At 34.1% G+C, this 14,884-nt stretch carries 13 protein-coding genes; 7 read left to right on the forward strand and 6 right to left on the reverse strand.

Annotated features, from left to right (window positions below; all coding sequences use genetic code 11):
• Window positions 1-21: 21 nt before the first annotated feature.
• From gldL to topA, 5 genes are all read right to left on the reverse strand, one after another.
• A complete protein-coding gene (gldL, locus tag M9897_04455) occupies window positions 22-834 on the reverse strand; it encodes a gliding motility protein GldL (protein ID MCO5268129.1) in 813 nt (270 codons plus the stop codon).
• A gap of 66 nt (window positions 835-900) precedes the next feature.
• The gene (locus tag M9897_04460; GenBank protein ID MCO5268130.1) at window positions 901-2,445 is read right to left on the reverse strand and encodes a formylglycine-generating enzyme family protein; all 1,545 of its coding nucleotides are present in this window, start codon (window positions 2,443-2,445) and stop codon (window positions 901-903) included.
• 107 nt (window positions 2,446-2,552) lie between these two features.
• On the reverse strand, window positions 2,553-3,476 hold the full coding sequence (locus M9897_04465) for a PorP/SprF family type IX secretion system membrane protein (GenBank protein ID MCO5268131.1): 924 nt from the start codon (window positions 3,474-3,476) through the stop codon (window positions 2,553-2,555).
• A gap of 163 nt (window positions 3,477-3,639) precedes the next feature.
• Window positions 3,640-4,794 (reverse strand): formimidoylglutamase, encoded by a 1,155-nt coding sequence (locus M9897_04470; protein ID MCO5268132.1) that lies wholly within the window; start codon window positions 4,792-4,794, stop codon window positions 3,640-3,642.
• Window positions 4,795-4,885: 91 nt separating this feature from the next.
• Complete coding sequence (topA, locus tag M9897_04475; GenBank protein MCO5268133.1) at window positions 4,886-7,183, reverse strand: type I DNA topoisomerase; 2,298 nt, start codon at window positions 7,181-7,183, stop codon at window positions 4,886-4,888.
• Window positions 7,184-7,433: 250 nt separating this feature from the next.
• Here topA and miaB point away from each other — a divergent pair, with 250 nt between their 5' ends.
• The 7 genes from miaB (at window position 7,434) to groL (ending at window position 14,153) form a co-directional block, all read left to right on the forward strand.
• Window positions 7,434-8,855, forward strand: a complete 1,422-nt coding sequence (gene miaB / locus M9897_04480; protein ID MCO5268134.1) for a tRNA (N6-isopentenyl adenosine(37)-C2)-methylthiotransferase MiaB — start codon at window positions 7,434-7,436, stop codon at window positions 8,853-8,855.
• A 10-nt stretch (window positions 8,856-8,865) separates the two neighbouring features.
• On the forward strand, window positions 8,866-10,128 hold the full coding sequence (locus tag M9897_04485) for a sigma-54 dependent transcriptional regulator (protein MCO5268135.1): 1,263 nt from the start codon (window positions 8,866-8,868) through the stop codon (window positions 10,126-10,128).
• Window positions 10,129-10,133: 5 nt separating this feature from the next.
• Window positions 10,134-10,646 carry an LPS assembly lipoprotein LptE gene (gene lptE / locus M9897_04490; GenBank protein MCO5268136.1) on the forward strand — a complete coding sequence of 171 codons (513 nt, stop codon included), beginning with the start codon at window positions 10,134-10,136 and terminating at the stop codon, window positions 10,644-10,646.
• Between the two features lie 141 nt (window positions 10,647-10,787).
• Complete coding sequence (locus M9897_04495; protein ID MCO5268137.1) at window positions 10,788-11,699, forward strand: tetratricopeptide repeat protein; 912 nt, start codon at window positions 10,788-10,790, stop codon at window positions 11,697-11,699.
• 1 nt (window position 11,700) lies between these two features.
• A complete protein-coding gene (gene secG, locus M9897_04500) occupies window positions 11,701-12,036 on the forward strand; it encodes a preprotein translocase subunit SecG (protein ID MCO5268138.1) in 336 nt (111 codons plus the stop codon).
• Between the two features lie 169 nt (window positions 12,037-12,205).
• Window positions 12,206-12,481: a co-chaperone GroES gene (locus tag M9897_04505; GenBank protein MCO5268139.1), complete on the forward strand. Its 276-nt coding sequence runs from the start codon at window positions 12,206-12,208 to the stop codon at window positions 12,479-12,481.
• Window positions 12,482-12,515: 34 nt separating this feature from the next.
• Window positions 12,516-14,153, forward strand: a complete 1,638-nt coding sequence (gene groL, locus M9897_04510; protein MCO5268140.1) for a chaperonin GroEL — start codon at window positions 12,516-12,518, stop codon at window positions 14,151-14,153.
• A 111-nt stretch (window positions 14,154-14,264) separates the two neighbouring features.
• Here the strand turns inward: groL and M9897_04515 are convergent, their stop codons facing one another.
• The gene (locus M9897_04515; protein MCO5268141.1) at window positions 14,265-14,654 is read right to left on the reverse strand and encodes a hypothetical protein; all 390 of its coding nucleotides are present in this window, start codon (window positions 14,652-14,654) and stop codon (window positions 14,265-14,267) included.
• Between the last annotated feature and the right edge of the window lie 230 nt (window positions 14,655-14,884).

Below are 14,884 nucleotides of genomic sequence, written 5' to 3' on the forward strand. Positions count from 1 at the left end.
TATAATATTAAAATATGGCTTTTACCCATTACTTCTCATGGCTTTTAACATGTTGCCATAGACATTGTTTAAATCTGTTAAGTTCTTAGATAACATTGACATGTTTTCTTTATATAATCTAGTATCCTCAACAGATGCTGCTAAATTCTCCATCATGTTAGTAACTTGACCTTGGAATTTTTCAGTAGCTTCCAAATGAGCAGAAGAACCTTTTAGTTGTAATTCATATACATTGTTTAATGCTGCAAGATTTTTAGAAACCTTTTGCATTTGCTCTCCGAATGATTGACCTTCTTCTTGAGAAGATGTCATTCCTGATATAGCTACAGAAGCTCTTTCGTATGACTCAGATAATTGAGCAACTTTATCAGAAGCTGCTTGTAAACTATTAACATAAGAATCAGTTGCAGCAGCAGCAGTTGTTACTCCTTTTAATTGAGCTGCATTTTCTCCTAATGTTCTCATACCATCACCTAATCTTTCGATTAAAGCGCTGTCAATTTTTGCTTCTTCAAGCATTTTATCTAATTCTCCAGAAATTCCAGTTCCTCTTCCACCTCTTCCTTTAGAACCTGATAATTCTGATGGATCAAAATTTTCATCATTGCTTAATGCTAATTCTGGATAAACTAATTCCCAATTTGGTTCTTCGTGAATTGGTTCAAACGCAGAGAATGCGAAGATAATAGCCTCTGTACCGAGTCCTATCATAAGCATTAATCCCGCACCTGGATAGTGTTGTATTTTAAATAATGCTCCGATAATTACTACAGATGCTCCTAGACCATACAATTTGGCCATAAACTTTTTCCATGCTTTACTTCCTGGCTTCATAGATTTATTTTTTTAAGGTTTAACGATTTATTTATTTGTTTTATTTGTTCCGAATTTATTACTGTTTTATCTTAACTGAAGATCTTGTTTCAATTCCTCACCTCCTTCTTTACTGAAGTTTCTTCCTCCTCGTCCAAGATGTTCTGCTACAGATCTAGTTCCTACATAAGACTTTGAAGAGTCTTGGTATTCGTATGTTCTAGATGAATTCTGTAAATAGAATCCTATATCTTTCCATGAACCACCACGGATAACCTTTCTTTTCATTGATGGTGGATCCCAGTCCATTGCATTGTATCTGTATTCTGGATTTAAATCATGAGTGAATTCATAGTTAGATTCATCATAAGCTGTTTCACACCATTCAGCTACGTTTCCTGCCATACAGTATAGACCCCAACCATTCGGGTTGTATGAGAACACTTTTACAGTATAGAAACCACCATCTTCAAAGTATCTTCCACGTAGTGGTTTAAAGTTACCTAAGAAACATCCTGATGCATTTCGAATATATGGACCTCCCCAAGGATATTGAGATAATTCAAGGTCACCTCTAGATGCTCTTTCCCATTCTGCCTCTGTTGGTAAACGGAAATCATGTACAAAAATTTCTCCTCGGCTAATTAACCAGTTATTCAACAATTGTGTTCTCCATACATTAAATGCTTTTGCCTGTACCCATGTTATTCCAACTACAGGATAATTATCATAGGCAGGGTGCCAAAAGTACATGTTAGTCATTGGATCGTTGAATGAATAAGTGAAATCACGAACCCAACATAATGTATCAGGATAAACATTTACAGTTTCGTCAATGATGAAACGCTGTCTATTTTCATGTCCTCTAATAGCATTGTTTTGCCCTAATTTGTTTGGTTGACCCATATCTAAGTCTTGCCCTTGAGGCTCTTTTGTGAATGGGTGTTCAGGAGAACGCAAAGCTCTATGATCCTGGTCTAATTTACGACCTTGATTATCATATCCATCCTGCTTAATATAGATTTTACCTCTTCTAGCTGCTTCAACTAAATCAATCCAATAATATTTGAAATTCAATTTACGAGTGTCTATTTCTTTTCTCTTATAGAAACGTTGTACAGGTGGGTAATACATTTCTGATAATAGCGGAACCAATTCTGGGTCATTATATGAAAAAGATCTATCCCAATTTAAATTGAATTTCTCAATGTTTTCAAAACGATCGCTTGATTCGTAATCAGTCCACTCCATGATTCCTTCATCATAGTATTTATCCTGATAGTTAATGAATCTATCAGCTATCTCATCTTCTTCCACGTTTAGATAGATAGTTCTTCTTGCAATGGAGTCTCTTACCCAATATACAAATTGTCTATATTCATTGTTCGTAATCTCTGTCTGATCCATGTAGAATGCAGAAATAGAAACTGTTTTTGAAATAGTTTGGTGCATAAAAGGTACATCTTGGTCATTTTGTCCCATGGTATATGAACCAGCAGGGATATAAACCATACCTAGTGGAACCTCAGGATAATATGTCCTTCTTCCTAAAACACCTGTTAAATGTCCTGTTCTTGTGCTACAAGAAGCTAACATTAATGTGATAAATACAACAACAAATACTTTTTTCATCATTTTATGTTTTTGCTTCCGTTGTGTTTTTTTCTAAAAAATAAACAACTTCGGAATCATTATAACGTCAAAGTTTCTTAAATGGTTACAAAAAATTAAAAAACAAATTATAAATATCTTGGGTTTCTTGATTTCGTAATCAATAATGGAGGTAATGCATGACAGTACTTCAGCATTATTTCATGCGAACCTTTAGAGATATTAGATATTCTATTCAATGAGATATCATAAGAGTAACCTAGTGTAAATCCATAATAGCTACCGCCTACCATTAAGGCTACAGCATCAAATGTTCTGTATGTCACTCCTAAATATAAGAAGTTATCCCAAATTGCTCTAATGTTGATATCTGAGCTGAATAATTTAATATCTGATCTAGCTAATACGTTAGCTTCTAATCCTAATTCATGAGAGCCAATTCCCATATTGTAACGATATCCCCCCATTAAATATAAGTGGCGAGCTGTGCTAAAGTTTAGGTTTTTCATTTCCATAGCAGGGATGTGTGTTGTTGATAATCCTACATACCATCCTTTTAATGAAGCATAATAGACTCCAAAGTTAGCGTCAAAGCTTATTGCAGAACTCTTGTTAGGTAAAGAAGCGTCATTCGGATTTTGATCTGGTGTAATCCATGTAGGGTCAATACTGTAATTTACTAATCCTAATGCAGCACCGATTCCTAATTTCCCATTACCAAGTGGTAAGTGAAAAGCATAGTTTAAAGTGAAATTATTTTGTTTTGTAAAACCGATTTCATCATAATAATATGATAAACCTAGTGCACTTGGAAAATACCTTGCTAAGTCGGCTTCAACATTAACTAATGTGGAGTTTGGCGCTCCTACAAATTTATCCCATTGATCTCTATAAATTAAAGTACCGCAAATCTGATGGTTTAAATCAACACCTGTTGCACCAGGGTTGATACTCGTTTTATCAAAAATAAAATGAGTCAACAACTTATCTTGCTGACTAAAAGCATATGAAATGCTTATAGCGAATAGTAGAGTGAGTAATTTAATTTTCATGTAACTATTTGTTTTTCACGGTTTTAATATGAGATAAACAGTATATCTCTAATTTTTTGAGGACTAAAGTAGTTAAAAAAATATAAATATGCATAATATTCTATTTTTTTTCTAAAATTATTTGAATTTATAATTTATGGTTTAATCTGCTATAATGGAAATGTTATGTAAATTTCTGATATGTTTTCCACCATAAATCTGGAATTTCTCCTTTCATTGTATTCTGATACGTTTGATAACTGCAAGGAATGAGCTGATGTCTTAAAAATTTAGAAGGGTTTGTACCTGGATAAGGGACTTCCATCCACCATCTGGCACTCTTTTCACTTTTATAAAAGATTATCTCTTCATCTAACTCTTCTAAAAATACTTTGAATTTTATGTAGTTCTTTTTGGAGCCAATTGGAAAATCACCTTTACGAAAAGAATAGCCTTCATTAAAGTACCATATTATCTGTGCGACAAGCTCATCAGTTGTTTGATTGTTGTTGCTATAGTAGTTGAAGATACCTATGCTTGATAGTTTGTCGCTAATGCCAGCATATCTGGCTAAACGACATATTTGATCGGCGAAAATTCCGTTTGGGGATGTGTAAAAAGGGTTTTGAATATCACTTGCCCTTATGGATTTTAAGTCTATACTCAGAACATCTGTGTTCCTTAAATAGGGCTCTGCAATTTCTATGTCGTTGTTGACTTCGCCTAAACGGCATATATCAAAATACAACTCATTAAATAAATTTAAAACTGAATTAGGGATATAATGTGTTTGTGCGCCTATGTTTGTATAATTAAATAAGTAACAAGGGCTGTCAGATAGGATGTGAGTGAGCCATCCGTCTTCTTTTAGATTATCTTCTAGATTACCAAGGTCAAGGCGATTATCAATAGTTGTGATGTTAACGAGCTGTTCTAATGAGGGGTATGCGTCATAAATTCCTTTAGTTAAATCTTGTGAGCCTCCAATAATAATTGGAATAACATTATTCTTTATAAGTTCTTCGCATACAGATTGTAGTGCGTGAAAACTATCTTTTATATGAGCGCCAGGTAAAATAGTTCCTAAATCATATAAGGCATGCTTCCAATTGTTTCCAATATAAAGGTTGTATAATTTTTCTCGGAAAAGATGTGTGTCATTTTTGTTTGGGTATGGAATGGCATTTCTATATTCAGGTATGTCTAAGATGGCTATACTGTTTTTCTGTATTTTAGGAAAGTCACCATTCTGAAATTTTTGAATATAATTTCCTAAAGACTCTTCTGAGTATATATTATTGGATGTAACTTCTTGAAAATAAATAGAAATATCTTTCATGTTAAATCATTTCTGCGAAGGTATGCAGAGGAGAAACATGATTTATTAGATTGTCATAAAATAATTCAAGTTCAGTTGTTAATAACGCGTATTATCTCTTTTTCTTTTTTGAAGCGTAACTTTGATTTTGGGAGATTTCAACACATTCTTCGTAGGTCAAGGCATCCACGTCGGCTCCTTTTGGGAGTTTGAAATTATTTTTTCCAATTTTCAGGTATGGTCCCCAACGTCCATCTAGCAATTGCATGGTTGGGTCTTCTGTAAATGTTTTGAGTACACTTTTTTCGTCTGCAATCCTTTTTTGTTGAATAATTTCGATAGCACGCTCAAGATTTATCTGCATTGGATCATCTTCTTTCAACGAGAAGAATTTGCTATTATGCTGAAGATAAGGACCAAATCGACCAATATTGGCTTTGATAACTTTCTCTTCAAATTCACCAACCTCTCTCGGTAATTTGAATAGACTTAAGGCATCTTCTAGTGTGATTGTTTCAATTGATTGATTAGGAAGGAGGCTAGCAAATTTGGGCGTTTTTTCTCCTTCTGACTCTCCTATTTGAACCATGGGGCCATATCTTCCAATCCTTACTATTACTTTTTCGCCAGAAGTTGGGTCAGTTCCAAGTTGTCGTTCTCCAGAGGCTCTTTCAGAGTGCTCTAAAGTTTCTTCTACATTGGAATGGAAAGGATTATAGAATTTACGTATCATTTGAGTCCATTCTAACATTCCATTGGCTATTTCGTCAAACTCTTGTTCAACTTCTGCAGTAAAATGATAGTCTAGAATATCACCAAAGTGCTCCACTAAGAAATCAGTCACTACACTTCCGATATCTGTTGGAGATAATTTATTTTTTTCTCTTCCAGTAATTTCAGTATGATCTTCTTTCTTTATGGATTGATTGGATAATGTATAAACGGCATAGTGACGTTCATTTCCTTCACGTTCTTTTTTCTCAACATATCCACGTTGCTGTATGGTTGAGATGGTAGGAGCATAGGTTGAAGGTCTGCCTATGCCTAGTTCTTCAAGCTTCTTTACTAAAGATGCTTCTACGTAGCGAGGCGGAGCCATTGTAAAACGCTCTCTAGCAATAATAGCATGAGTCGTCAGGTTATCTCCTGATTTCATTGCAGGAAGAATACCTTCATCCTCTTCATCTTCCTCCTCTAGGTTAGTAACCATATAAACTTTTAGGAATCCATCAAAATTGATTACTTCACCTTTAGCTACAAAATGCTCTTTTACACTATTAGAACTGATTTTGACAGTTGTTTTTTCAAGTTTAGCTGGACTCATTTGTGAAGCTATAGCACGCTTCCATATCAATTCATATAAGCGATTCTCGTCATTTCCTTTATTAATGGACGAAACATTAAAATCTGTTGGTCGAATTGCTTCGTGTGCTTCTTGAGCGCCAGAACTTTTTGTTTCATATTTCTTAGGATGACTGTATTCACTTCCATAATTTTTTATAATAGCTTCTTTTGCGCTATTAATAGCAAATTCAGATAAGTTCACGCTGTCAGTTCTCATGTAAGAGATGAGTCCAGATTCGTATAGGCTTTGTGCAACACTCATAGTTCGAGATACACTGAATCCTAGTTTTAAGCTAGCTTCTTGTTGCAATGTAGAAGTAGTAAAAGGAGCGCTTGGGTTCTTTGTACTAGGCTTTTTGGTAACATCTTCTACTGTAAAAGAAGCTCCTTTACATTGCTCCAAAAACTTCTCTGTTTCAGAATTTGTATTTAAATTTCGTGATAAAACAGCGTGGAAGTTGTCTTTATTTATTTGGAAGTTGCCAATTACTCTAAAATAATTTTCAGTTTTGAAATTTAATATTTCACGTTCCCTTTCAACAATAAGGCGTACAGCCACAGATTGAACACGTCCTGCAGACAAGCTAGGTTTTACTTTCTTCCATAAAACGGGTGAAAGTTCAAAGCCAACTAATCGATCTAAAACTCTTCTAGCTTGTTGTGCATTTACAAGTTTTTGATTGATTTCACGTGGTTCTTGTATGGCTCTTGTTACGGCAGTTTTGGTAATCTCATTAAAAGTAATTCTTTTTGTGTCTTTGTTTTTTAGTCCCAAGGTTTCGTATAAATGCCAAGAAATAGCCTCTCCTTCACGGTCCTCATCAGTTGCAAGCCATACAGTTTCAGCTTCCTTTACTTGTTTTTTTAATTCTGAAACGATATTTTTTTTGTCGGAACTAATTTCATATTTTGGCTTAAAATCATCTTCTATATCTATAGAAACACCTTTCTTAGCTAAATCACGCACATGCCCATAGCTAGACATTACATGAAAATCTTTTCCTAAGTATCCTTCAATGGTTTTTGCTTTAGCAGGTGATTCGACGATAACTAAATTTTTTGCCATATTTTTTCTTTATGTTAATTTCTAAACTCTCTGAAATGGGATGCAAATTAAAGGCAAAAAAAAGCAAATCGCAAATTTTTGAAATTCCATCATTTCTGAAAATTAGTTTAGACTTGGAAGCGACAAAGATATATTTTTTTCTAAAAATGAAAATTTTCAAAGATTAATAAGAAAATTTAACACTGACATTTTGACACGTTCTAAAGAAACTGTATCTTTGCCATTCGGTTTTTTAATTTAAGAAAAAAAGATGGGCATCAAAATAAAAAATCATGATGAAGCTAGACAGGGGGAGGCTCTTGTCTTAGAAGGAGTGAAAGGAGATAAGAAATTATATTTAGAGAGTTATGGGTGTGCTATGAATTTTGCTGACAGTGAAGTAGTAGCATCAGTATTAGCAGGTGTTGGATTTTCTACAACTGAAAATGCAGAAGAGGCCGATGTTGTATTTATCAATACATGTGCAATTAGAGATAATGCTGAACAGCGTGTAAGAAATAGATTAGCGCAATTTAACGTAATTAAAAAGCATAAACCAGGCTTGGTGATTGGTATTCTTGGTTGCATGGCTGAACGAATTAAAGCAATCTTATTGGAGGAAGAAAAGCTAGTTGATATCGTTGCTGGACCTGATTCATATAGGAGTTTGCCTCAGTTAATCGCAGAAGTTGAGGGAGGACAAAAAGCTGTAAACGTGTTACTTTCTAGAGATGAAACGTATGCAGATATCAATCCAGTGAGATTAGATAAAAATGGTGTTACTGCCTTTGTGAGTATTACTAGGGGATGTGATAACATGTGTTCTTTTTGTGTAGTTCCCTTTACCAGAGGGCGGGAAAGGAGTAGAGACCCACAGACCATCGTTAATGAATGTCAAGATTTATTTGACAATGGCTACCGTGAAGTTACGCTTTTGGGGCAAAATGTAAATTCCTATAGATGGAATATGAATAGCAAAGGGGAGATAAAAGAAGCGCACCTTCCAACGGTTAATTTTGCTGAATTATTAGAAATGGTTGCTAAAGTAAATCCATTGTTACGAGTGAGATTTTCTACACCACATCCAAAGGATATGACAGATGATGTATTGTATATAATAGCCAAATATGAAAATATTTGTAATTACATACATTTTCCCGTACAATCTGGAAGTAGCTCGATGCTTGAAAGGATGAATCGAAGATATTCGAGAGAATGGTATTTAGAAAGAGTGAATAAAATAAGGGAGATAATACCGAATTGTGGTTTGTCAACGGATATTATAGCTGGTTTTTGTGACGAAACGGAGGAGGAGCATCAGGAAACAATCTCTTTAATGAATGAGGTTATTTTTGATTCTTCTTATATGTACAAATATTCTGAAAGACCAAAAACATTGGCAGAACGTAAGTTTGAAGACAATATTCCTGACGAGGTAAAGCAAAAACGTTTGGAAGAGATTATTGAACTACAGAATGTACATAGTTTACAAGTAAAACAAGCACTTATAGGGAATGTTGAAAGAGTACTTGTAGAATCTATTTCTAAACGAAATGAAAATCAATTAATGGGAAGAACAGATAGAAATCATAAAGTAATTTTTGATGCTGAGGGAGTAAACGTAGGGGATTATGTAATGGTTCAATTAACAGATTGTAGTCAAGCTACATTTCAAGGGATATTGATAAAATAAATTATTGAGAATGGATATTCAGCAAGTAAAGCAACGTTTTGGGATAATAGGGAATTCTATGGGTCTAAATAGGGCCTTAGAAGTGGCTATACAAGTTGCGCCTACTGATATTTCAGTTTTAGTAACTGGAGAGTCTGGAACGGGAAAAGAAATTATTCCACAAGTTATTCATCAGTTAAGTAAGCGAAAGCATGGGAATTATATTGCAGTAAATTGCGGTGCAATTCCTGAAGGAACCATAGATTCAGAATTATTTGGTCATGAAAAGGGAGCTTTTACTGGAGCAAGTGGCAGTAGAAAGGGCTACTTTGAAGAGGCAGATGGAGGAACAATCTTCCTAGATGAAGTTGCAGAATTACCACATCAAACACAAGTGCGTTTGTTGAGGGTGTTAGAAACAGGCGAATTTATAAGAGTAGGTTCTTCTAAAGTCATCAAAACGAATGTACGTGTTGTAGCCGCTACAAATGAAAACATGGCTAGAGCTATTCAAAGTGGAAAATTTAGAGAAGATCTTTTATACCGTTTGAGCACAGTTCCAATTAAATTGCCAGCTTTAAAAGAAAGAAAGGGGGATATTCATTTATTGTTTAGAAAATTTGCATCTGACTTTGCAGAAAAATATAGAATGCCCGCCATTAAATTGACAGATGAAGCTGTTGAAATGCTAGAAAAATACCCATGGCCTGGAAATATTCGACAGTTAAAAAATGTAGTAGAACAAATTTCCATCATTGAAAAAGAGAGAGAGATTACGGAAGATAAACTGAACACATATTTACCATTGGATATAGCTGCTAATTTTCCAACAGTTCTAAAAGATAGACAAGAAGGAAATGATTCATTTTCTGATAGAGAACTTATTTATAAGTTTTTATTTGATATGAAGCGTGATATGAATGAGCTGAAAAAATTAATCGTCGAAATACTTAATGGAAATAAAGATGTGCACCTAACAGGTGTGCAAAAAGATATTTTAGGTAGTGTTTATTCAGATATCACAGGAGAACATCCAAATGTGTTGAGCCTCGCTTCAATTCCTACAGCCTCTTCAGGGAGAGATTTTGTAAAGAATGATGAGGTCACTATACTTGATGATGATTATCATGCGGATATAGAAGTGGAGGAATCGTTGTCGATTGGGGAGAAGGAAAAAGAGCTTATTCAAAAAGCATTAGAGCGCCATAGAGGGAGAAGAAAAGATGCTGCTAAAGAATTAGGAATTTCTGAACGCACTTTATATAGAAAGATTAAAGAATACGATTTAAAATAAATCAATTGATACGTAGGATATTATATATATTAGTATTGTTTTTGTTATCATCTTGTTGGCCAACAAGTGTTTCTTTTAGAGATGGGAGTGTGCCTCCTGAATGGAAGAGTTTTATGATAAATACCTTGGAAGGAAAGGCTCCTAATGCTCCTATTAGTTATGCGTCTCAACTAACAGAGGAATTAAAAGATGGAGTTCAGAATAGATTAGGATTAAGATTAGTAGTTAATGAATCAGAAAAGCCTCAGATAATTATTAATGGATCAATAGATAATTATTCGGTAACACCTCTTTCTCTCCAGGATAATACTTCAAGTGTTAAAAATAGATTGACAATACGAGCGAGTTTTGAAATTGCTATATCAGAACCTAAAGAAGATGTTATGAAGTTGACAAGTTCTCGATTTGCAGATTTTGATGCTTCACAAGATGTTGGCTCTGTGCAAGCACAATTATTAGAAGAAATTGATGAACAAATTGTGCAAGATGTTTTAAATAAGTTACTTTCGAATTGGTAAATGTTGAATTACACAGAAATATCATCTAAGATTAGGAATACTTCTTCAATGTCCCTATTGGATATTGAGACATTAGAGCAATTGAATAAGCGATTTCCATACACTCCAGTATTTTCTATGCTTATTTTGAAAGGATTATCTATGCATAATACAATTCGATTTGAAGAAGAGTTAGAAAAATATGCCTATAAGATTCCAGATAGATCACAACTCTACCATTTAATCCATGCTACTGAGAAAACAAAAAATAGCCAAATAACTGCGTTTATTTCTGATGCTGAGGGTGTTGATGAAGTTACTCCAGTTGAAGAACAGTTGGAAACAGTACATACACAGGAAGAGACTGTAGAGGAAGTACAGATTGAAATCTCTCAAGAGGATAGAGTAGAAGAAGATGAGGCAGCTCTGCCTATTCAAGAAGTTGTTAATGATGACATACCACTTGAAAAGGAAGATATAGATATACAGAAGGAAACCCAAAGAAAAGAAGAACGAGAAAGATTAAAACGATTGAGTCCGTTGGAAAGAGAAATTCTTGCAAGTGCTGTCAGCGCTTCTATTTCTTCTGAAATTGAAGAAGAATCAGTATCGTTTGAAACTATCAAATTTTCAGATTTAAGGGCTTTAGATGAAGAAAAGAAGGAAAGAACGGAAGCTGTTGATGAAGACATTATTTCTAATGAAGAAAGCCATACTGATTCATCCCTTCGAACATTTACAGATTGGTTGAATGTAAAAGAATTTATTCAAACAAAGGATATTTCAACCGAAACAAATGAAATTGAGCTTAAGAATAAGCAAAAAGAAGAAAAAAATAAAGAAAATTTATATGGAGAAAACTCAAAATCAAGTTTTCATTCCATCGAGCAGAAAATATCTGAAAGCATTGATGAATCAAGGCTTCCAGTAAGCGAAACTTTAGCTAAAGTTTATGTTTTACAAGGTAATTATCCAAAAGCAATCGATGCTTATGAAAAATTAATTTTGAAAAATCCAGAAAAAAAGATTTTCTTTGCAAATCAAATTGAAGAATTGAAAAATAAATTAAAATAAAATGGGTACTTTTTTAACAATCATTATTACAATAGCATGTGTGCTTTTAATCTTATTAGTATTAGTTCAAAATCCGAAAGGAGGAGGGCTTTCTACAGACTTTGGAGCGCCGCACCAATTGGGAGGAGTAAAGCAAACAAATGAATTTATTGAGCGTGCTACTTGGAGCTTAGCAGGATTAATTGCTGCACTTAGTATTGTAATGACTTTGATGTATCATACACCAAACGTAGCACCTGAAGATCAAAATAGTCAAAATACCGAACAAACTCAAGATGGTGGACAAGGAAATCAAGATAGTGGACAAGGAAATCAAGATAGCCAAGGAGAGGAATAAGAAAATATTAAAATAATATATGATGTCAGTATGTCAGCCATACTGACATTTTTTTTTATATAATTAAATCTATCCCTGACAAAAGAACTTGTTTTACATGTTTTTTGTACTTGGCATAAAATTCGCCAATAGGGGAATACAAATTTATAAATCATAAAATTTAGATAACATGTCACAATTAAAACCATTAAATGACCGGGTGCTAATTGAGCCAATGGCAGCAGAAGAAAAAACTGCAAGTGGAATAATTATTCCAGATACAGCAAAAGATAAACCAGTAAGAGGAACAGTAGTAGCTGTTGGGAAAGGCAAGAAAGATGAGCCTATGACAGTGAAGGAAGGAGATATTGTTTTGTATGGTGAATATTCTGGAACGGAAATCAAGATTGATGGAAAAGCATTCTTAATAATGAGGGAGGCTGACATCTATGGAGTTTTTAAATAATTAATTCAAACGATTTAGCTAAAAAAAAAATAAAATGGCAAAAGAGATATATTTTGATGAAACAGCAAGAAAGAAATTGCAAAGCGGAGTAGATGCTTTAGCAGATGCTGTAAAAGTAACCTTAGGTCCCAAAGGAAGACACGTAGTGTTAGGTAAGAAATTTGGAGCTCCTCATGTCACAAAAGATGGGGTTTCTGTAGCAAAGGAGATTGAACTAAAAGATCCAGCGGAAAATTTAGGTGCACAAATGGTTAAGGAAGTAGCTTCTAAAACTGCTGATATTGCAGGAGATGGTACTACTACAGCAACTGTATTAGCACAAGCTATTATTAAAGAAGGAATTAGAAATGTGGTAGCAGGAGCTAATCCGATGGACATTAAAAGAGGGATAGATAAAGCTGTTGCTGAAGTTGTAAAAGGATTAAGAAAACTTTCAAAAGAAGTTGGATCTGATAATGAGAAGATTAAGCAAATCGCCTCTATTTCGGCTAACAATGATGATACAATTGGTTCGTTAATAGCTGAAGCAATGAAAGTTGTTGGAAATGATGGCGTAATTACGGTAGAAGAGGCAAAGGGAATTGATACAGAAGTTAAAACTGTAGAAGGAATGCAATTCGACAGAGGATATTTATCACCTTATTTTGTCACAAATACTGAAAAAATGATTGTAGAGATGGATAATCCATATATACTAATCTGTGACACAAAGATTTCTAACATGAAAGAATTGTTACCGGTTCTTGAACCTGTAGCACAATCAGGAAAATCTCTATTGATTATTGCAGAAGATATAGATGGAGAAGCCCTTACAACTTTGGTAGTAAATCGTATCAGAGGTTCTTTAAAAATAGCAGCGGTAAAAGCACCTGGATTTGGGGACAGAAGAAAGGCTATGTTGGAAGATATTGCGATTCTAACTGGTGGACAAGTGATTTCAAGTGAAAAAGGATTGTCATTAGAAACGGCAACTATTCAAATGTGTGGTGTAGCTGAAAAAATTGAAATAGATAAAGACAATACTACCATTGTTAATGGTTCTGGTGATAAAAAAGCAATTAAGGAAAGAGTTGCTCAAATTAAAGCTCAGATTGAAGTTTCTACTTCCGATTATGACAAAGAAAAAATGCAAGAACGTTTGGCAAAATTAGCTGGTGGTGTTGCAGTATTGTATGTTGGAGCTGCTTCTGAAGTTGAAATGAAAGAAAAGAAAGATAGAGTTGAGGATGCATTGGCTGCAACACGTGCTGCTGTCGAAGAAGGAGTTATTCCAGGTGGTGGAGTTGCATTTATCAGAACTTTAGATGGACTTTTAAAAGTGAAAGGAGATAATGAAGATGAAAATACAGGTATTGATATTGTAAAAAGAGCAATTGAAGAACCTCTTCGTCAAATCGTAAAGAATGCTGGAGTAGAGGGAGCTGTTATTGTACAAAAAGTGAAAGAAGGTAAAAATGACTTTGGATATAATGCTCGTACAGATAAATTTGAAAATTTATTAAAGGCAGGAGTATTGGATCCTACTAAAGTAGCCCGAATAGCGATTGAGAATGCAGCTTCAATTGCTTCTATGTTGTTGACTACTGAGTGTGTTGTAGTTGATGCAGAGGAAGAGAATCCTATGCCAGGTATGGGAGGAGGAATGCCAGGAGGAATGCCAGGAATGATGTAAGATATGAGTTGTATCTCCTTAATAGGTATTACAAGCTTTAGATCAATATAAGCATAAAAAAAGAGATGGATATCCATCTCTTTTTTTAGTTTTTATCTTTTTGAAGTTTGATTAGAAATCGTCATCATCCATATCATCTTCGTCGTAATCATCATCTGGAATATCATCCATATCATCTTCAGTGTCATCTACATCCTCCATTTCATCGTCTTCTTCAGCTATATTTCCTTCATACTCTTCTCTCACTTCTTCTTTTAAGAAACCATCATCATCGTAATCATCATCGTCTTCGATAATTTCTTGTGCTTGAGTAACGGTCATCTTAATTAAGTAATAGAAATCATTTGTCTCGAAGGGCAATGCACTAACTGTGTTTCCGTCTTTATTGACAAATTTGATGAGGTGACCTTCAAATCCTTCAGGATAATGAAGCTTTATCATCTGTTTCACTTCTTTATCCAATTTGATATAATCTTTAACTACTCTTGGTTTATTATTCATGATTTTAATACTTCTACTTTATTTTGTGCTTCAAAAATATGAATTCTTCTATTACTTCAAAAAAAAATAAAACTTTATTCAAAAAAAATATATTATTTCCCCCATTATATTTTTATAAAAAGGGACACAATAGGTGTTATTGTATAAAACATCTTACATTATTAGGCACTTTTAGAGGGTGAAACTGAATATTTCTTATTTCATATCCAACAATCCATTAGAATATTTAT

It is taken from the genome of Brumimicrobium sp. (assembly GCA_023957385.1).
Lineage (GTDB): Bacteria > Bacteroidota > Bacteroidia > Flavobacteriales_D > Crocinitomicaceae > Brumimicrobium.